Here is a 4,656-nt window from a genome sequence, read left to right as displayed (position 1 = left end):
GGTGGCGGACCTGCCGGTGGCATCGGCGGGCCGGCGGCGGCGTCCGGCGGGGTGGCCTTGGACAACGGGATCGGGACAACTGGCGGTACCGGGATGGGTGCGGGCGCGGACCCGGCCGATTCCGTCTCGGCGACAATGGCTTCGAGGGCACCGAGTGCGACCACGGTCTTCGGGTTGTCCAGTGTCGCGATCTTGCCGAGTTCGCCAAGGCGCTGGTGGACCAGCGGTACGCGAGACGAACCACCGGTCAGATAGATCTGGACGTCGCTGCCGGCACCCGCGCGGGCCAGTGTGCGCCGGGTGAGATCGACAACCGAGTCGACGTTGGCGGCGATGAGCTGCTCGAACTCGCCGCGGGTCAGTTCGAGGATGGCTTCGTGCCCGCCGGCGCTGATGTTGATGACCGCTCGCGGCGACTCCGACAGCAGCTCCTTGGCGCGCCGGATGTTGTCGTCGACGGCACGCTTGGTCGAGAGGTTGGCATCTGTTCGCAGGTATTCCAGCAGTTCCGGCGCGCGGGAGGTCAGCTGCTTGTCTACCCAACGCCGGATCATCGCGTCGAGGTTCTTGCCACCGAGACCGTTGCTGCCGTCGTGGGCGATCAGATCGATCGAATCGGGGGCGGACTTCGCGTCGGCGATCTTCACCACCGCGACATCGCAGGTACCGCCGCCGTAGTCGACAACGGCGACCGTCTGGCCTGGTGTGGTTCGGATCGTGGAGTTTCCGCCGTCGGTGTCACCGACGGCCCGGGTGTAATGCGCGATCGCGGCACGGGGTTCGGAGATGAGGGTGATCGATCGACGGTCGAAGCCGATCAGTTCGGCTGCTCGCGTCAGCACATCGATCTCCTCCGGTGACCAAGCGACCGGGTGGGTGAGGATCAACCGACTGGGGCGGGTTCCGCCGCGCCGTTCGGCTGCTCGGGTCGTGGCCGAATTCAGCACGGCGGCAATCAGATTCTCCAGCGGGAGGTCGAGGTTGCCGACCGGGACCGTGCCGGCGTTGATGTGCCGTTTCGGGTGGGTGATGAATGCGGCCGGATTGCCCGCGGCCTGATTGACGGCGGCTTCACCGACCACCACGTTGCGGTACGAATCGGCGTACACCGATGACGACATGATGTCGCTGTTGTGCGAGAGCGGCACCACCGACGGTGCGCCGGAACCGGGTTCGTATCCGGCTGCGGCGGTGTTCGAGGTTCCGAAGTCGATCGCCAGCCACCATTGGTTCGACATCGGTGGGGGTTCCTTTCGAGTTGGGTTGGCCACGGAGTCGGCCACCGCCAACGTAGAGTATCGAAGCGTTGGCGGCAGCCGATTGTCCTGCGGGTGAATGTCCTACTGCCAGATGACGGTTGAGGCTAGAGGATGCTGAAGTCGTCCGGGATGCCGTCCTGGTCCGGATCGGAGACGGAGATGTCGTGCACCCCGTCCTCGTCGACATCGGTGTAGAAGGTGTCGACCGTTCCGTCCTGATCGAGGTCGGAGGCGCTGGTCTCGCTGAACCCGTCACCGTCGATGTCGTAGGCGATGGTGTCGATGACCCCGTCGCCGGTGAAATCCTGAACGATCGTGTCGTCGATTCCGTCGCCGTCGGTGTCGACGAGCGCCGACTCCTCATACCCGTCACCGTCGAAGTCGGCGTAGGCGATGATCTGCGGTTCGTCCTGCGGATACTCGGTGGTGTCGCGGTCGCTCTGGGGTGAGGGCTGCGGATCCGACCGAGTGGAATCAGACGTGCGGGTGGAATCAGACATGGGGTTCCCCTGGTGCGGGTTGTCGGCTCAGAGAGCGCTGGTGTCGGGGGTCTCGACGCTGTCGGGGTCGATCTCTGTCCACTCGTCGGTGCCGGTTTCGTGGACGTAGACGCTGTCGATCTCGCCGTCCTGATCGTCGTCGACGAAGGCGATGTCGTGCTCACCGTCGGCGTTCTCGTCGAGGAAGACGGTGTCGGCGATGCCGTCCTGGTCGGAGTCGGAGATCGCGGTCTCGAAGTGCTGGTCGCCGTCGGTGTCGAAGGCCAGTGTTTCTGCGGTGCCGTCCTGGTCGTAGTCCTGGACCATGACGTCGCCGACGGCATCTCCGTCCACGTCGACCAGTGCGGATTCGACGACGCCGTCGTTGTCGACGTCGAAGACCTCCAGGACGGTGGCGTCTTCGCTGATCTCGGGCATGGTGTTGTCGGACATCGGGTTCTCCTTGTTGTTGGTCTGGCTTGCGTTGGTGTTGCTTGCGGTGTTGTAGATAGGAGACTCCGGAAGCGCCGAATGTTCCGGTGAATGTGGAAAAAGTTTCCGAACCACTGCAGAGCGGTCAAAACGGACGTAGGGCGAAGGTTGAACCGTGGCGCAGCAGGGCTTTTGTCACGCTGACGGAGTGCCGGTGAGCCGCCGGCCGGTCGGTCGCACTATGTCGGAAATTTCTCTTGATGCACGGCGGCGTTACCAGAGACGTACATTGACACCGGCGTACCCACGTCTCGCGCATCATCCGCTCAGAGGGAGTCCCCCATGGACATCAACACTGTCACCGATGTTGTCCGCCGCCCGCCGATGAGGCCGGGTGAGATCTGGCGTGACGGCGATGCGTGGGTCGCCGGTGGCACGTGGCTGTTCTCGGATGACCAACCACACCTGCGTCGGCTGGTCGATCTGACCTCACTGGGCTGGGACCCGCTCGTGCCCGGTGCCGACGGTTTGCAGATAGGGGCCACCTGCACGATTGCGGACCTGTATGCATTTGTGCCGCTGGATGGTTGGGAGGCAGGTCCGCTGCTGGCGACGAGCTGCGAGGCGTTCCTCTCGTCGTTCAAGATCTGGAATGCGGCCACGGTCGGTGGCAACATCGCGATGTCGCTGCCGGCCGGTCCGATGATCACGATGACTGTTGCACTGGAGGCCGAGTACACCCTGTGGGCGCCCGACGGAGGTGAGCGGACGGTCGACGCGGCCGGCTTCGTCACCGGCAATCACGAGAATGTCCTGGCGCCCGGCGAGATATTGCGCCGCATCGATATTCCGGCGCTCGCGTTGCGGAAGCGCTACGCCACCCGCCGGTTCACCCTGACGAAATTGGGCCGCTCCACGATCTTCATGGTGGGTACGCAGACACCGGGTTCCGCCGATCTGCTGCTCACCATCACCGCGGCGACCACCAAGCCCGTCAGGTTGTCGTTCGAGACCATGCCGGACGCCGCCACCCTGCGCGGGGCGATCGGCGCCCTGCCCGACGACATCTGGTTCGACGATCCGAACGGCAAGCCCGATCATCGGGAGCACCTGGCGTACCACTTCGCCGAAGAGATCCGGGTCGAGCTGATGGGCGGTCAGGCGTGAGCTGCACGGTGAACGGCAAATCATTTGACCAGCAGCCGAATCCGGGTCAGTGCCTGCGCACATATATGCGCGACCTCGGTCATCACGGGGTGAAGAAGGGATGCGACGGCGGTGACTGCGGGGCCTGCACCGTGTGGCTCGACGGGAAGCCGGTGCACAGCTGCATCACACCGGCGTTCCGTGCCGACGGCCATGAGGTCACCACGATCGAGGGCCTCGGCACTCCCGACGATCTGCACCCGATGCAGAAGAACTTCTGTGCGGCACCGGGCTTTCAATGCGGGTTCTGTACGGCGGGCATGATCATGACGGCCGCGACCTTCACCGACGCGCAGAAGGAGGATCTGCCGCGGGCGCTGAAAGGGAACCTCTGTCGCTGCACGGGTTACCGGGCGATCGAGGATGCGGTCCGCGGAATCGCGGAGATCGAGGAGGCCAAACCCGGCCAGGCCGTCGGAACCAGCGTGGGAGCACCCGCCGCCGTCGACGTCGTCACCGGCCGCGCCGAATACACGATGGACGTCGCGATGGAGGGCATGCTGCACCTGAAGGTGCTCCATTCACCGCACGCCCACGCTCGCATCGTCTCCATCGACAAGACTGCGGCGCTTGCCGTTCCCGGTGTGCGCCGCGTCTACACCTGGGAGGACGTGCCGCGAAAGCTGTACACCACCGCGATCCACACCGATCACCTCGTCGACCCCGACGACACGTACATGCTCGACAACGTCGTCCGCTTCGTCGGCCAACGGGTTGTCGCGGTGCTCGCCGAGACCATCGGCGCGGCCGAGGAGGGCTGCCGGCAGGTGGTTGTCGACTACGAGTTGCTGCCGGCGGTGTTCGATCCGGAGGAGGCAATGAAAGACGGTGCGCCGGCGCTGCACGGTTCGTCCGATCCTTTTGTGCAAGATCCCGAACACAACATCCTGCTCGAGATCCACGGACACGTCGGGGATGTCGAGGCGGGATTCGCTGCCGCCGACGTGATCCACGAGGGCACCTACTCGTCGCCGCGCGTGCAGCACGCACACCTGGAGACCCACGGCTCGATTGCGTGGATGGAGGACGGGCGGCTGAATGTGCGAACCAGTTCGCAGTCACCGTCGATCGCCAAGGTCAAACTTGCTCACCTGTTCGACCTGCGCCCCGACCAGCTGCGGGTCTTCTGCAAGCGGGTGGGCGGTGGCTTCGGCGGCAAGCAGGAGGTGATCGCCGAAGACCTGGTGTCGTTGGCGACGATGGACACCGGTGCGCCGGTGTCGCTCGAATACACCAGGACCGAAGAGTTCACGACGGCGTCTCCGCGACATCCCATGATG

General features: G+C 64.9%; 5 protein-coding genes. 2 read left to right on the top strand and 3 right to left on the bottom strand.

Annotated features, from left to right (window positions below):
• The 3 genes from VIQ49_RS15085 to VIQ49_RS15075 all read right to left on the bottom strand — a co-directional run.
• Positions 1 to 1,238, bottom strand: a 1,238-nt coding sequence (locus tag VIQ49_RS15085) for an Hsp70 family protein (protein ID WP_331885983.1), incomplete at its 3' end; no start/stop codon positions are given.
• Between the two features lie 125 nt (positions 1,239 to 1,363).
• Positions 1,364 to 1,759, bottom strand: a complete 396-nt coding sequence (locus tag VIQ49_RS15080; RefSeq protein WP_331885981.1) for a hypothetical protein — start codon at positions 1,757 to 1,759, stop codon at positions 1,364 to 1,366.
• Positions 1,760 to 1,786: 27 nt separating this feature from the next.
• Positions 1,787 to 2,191: a hypothetical protein gene (locus tag VIQ49_RS15075; protein ID WP_331885979.1), complete on the bottom strand. Its 405-nt coding sequence runs from the start codon at positions 2,189 to 2,191 to the stop codon at positions 1,787 to 1,789.
• A 321-nt stretch (positions 2,192 to 2,512) separates the two neighbouring features.
• On the opposite strand from VIQ49_RS15075, the gene VIQ49_RS15070 reads away from it, so the two are divergent.
• Complete coding sequence (locus VIQ49_RS15070; RefSeq protein WP_331885977.1) at positions 2,513 to 3,337, top strand: FAD binding domain-containing protein; 825 nt, start codon at positions 2,513 to 2,515, stop codon at positions 3,335 to 3,337.
• The coding region (locus VIQ49_RS15065; protein ID WP_331885975.1) for a molybdopterin-dependent oxidoreductase at positions 3,334 to 4,656 on the top strand (1,323 nt) is incomplete at its 3' end. The genes VIQ49_RS15070 and VIQ49_RS15065, both read left to right, overlap by 4 nt.

The sequence above is a fragment of the Williamsia sp. genome, from assembly GCF_036566845.1.
Classification (GTDB): Bacteria; Actinomycetota; Actinomycetes; order Mycobacteriales; family Mycobacteriaceae; genus Williamsia.
Note: the sequence above shows the minus strand (reverse complement) of the source record. Positions and strands in the feature narration are given on the sequence as shown.

What these genes read in the sequence shown, in the direction of transcription:
- VIQ49_RS15080 (WP_331885981.1), bottom strand. Translation starts at nt 1,759, where the DNA reads ATGTCTGATTCCACCCGCACGTCTGATTCCACTCGGTCGGATCCGCAG.
- VIQ49_RS15075 (WP_331885979.1), bottom strand. Translation starts at nt 2,191, where the DNA reads ATGTCCGACAACACCATGCCCGAGATCAGCGAAGACGCCACCGTCCTG.
- VIQ49_RS15070 (WP_331885977.1), top strand. Translation starts at nt 2,513, where the DNA reads ATGGACATCAACACTGTCACCGATGTTGTCCGCCGCCCGCCGATGAGG.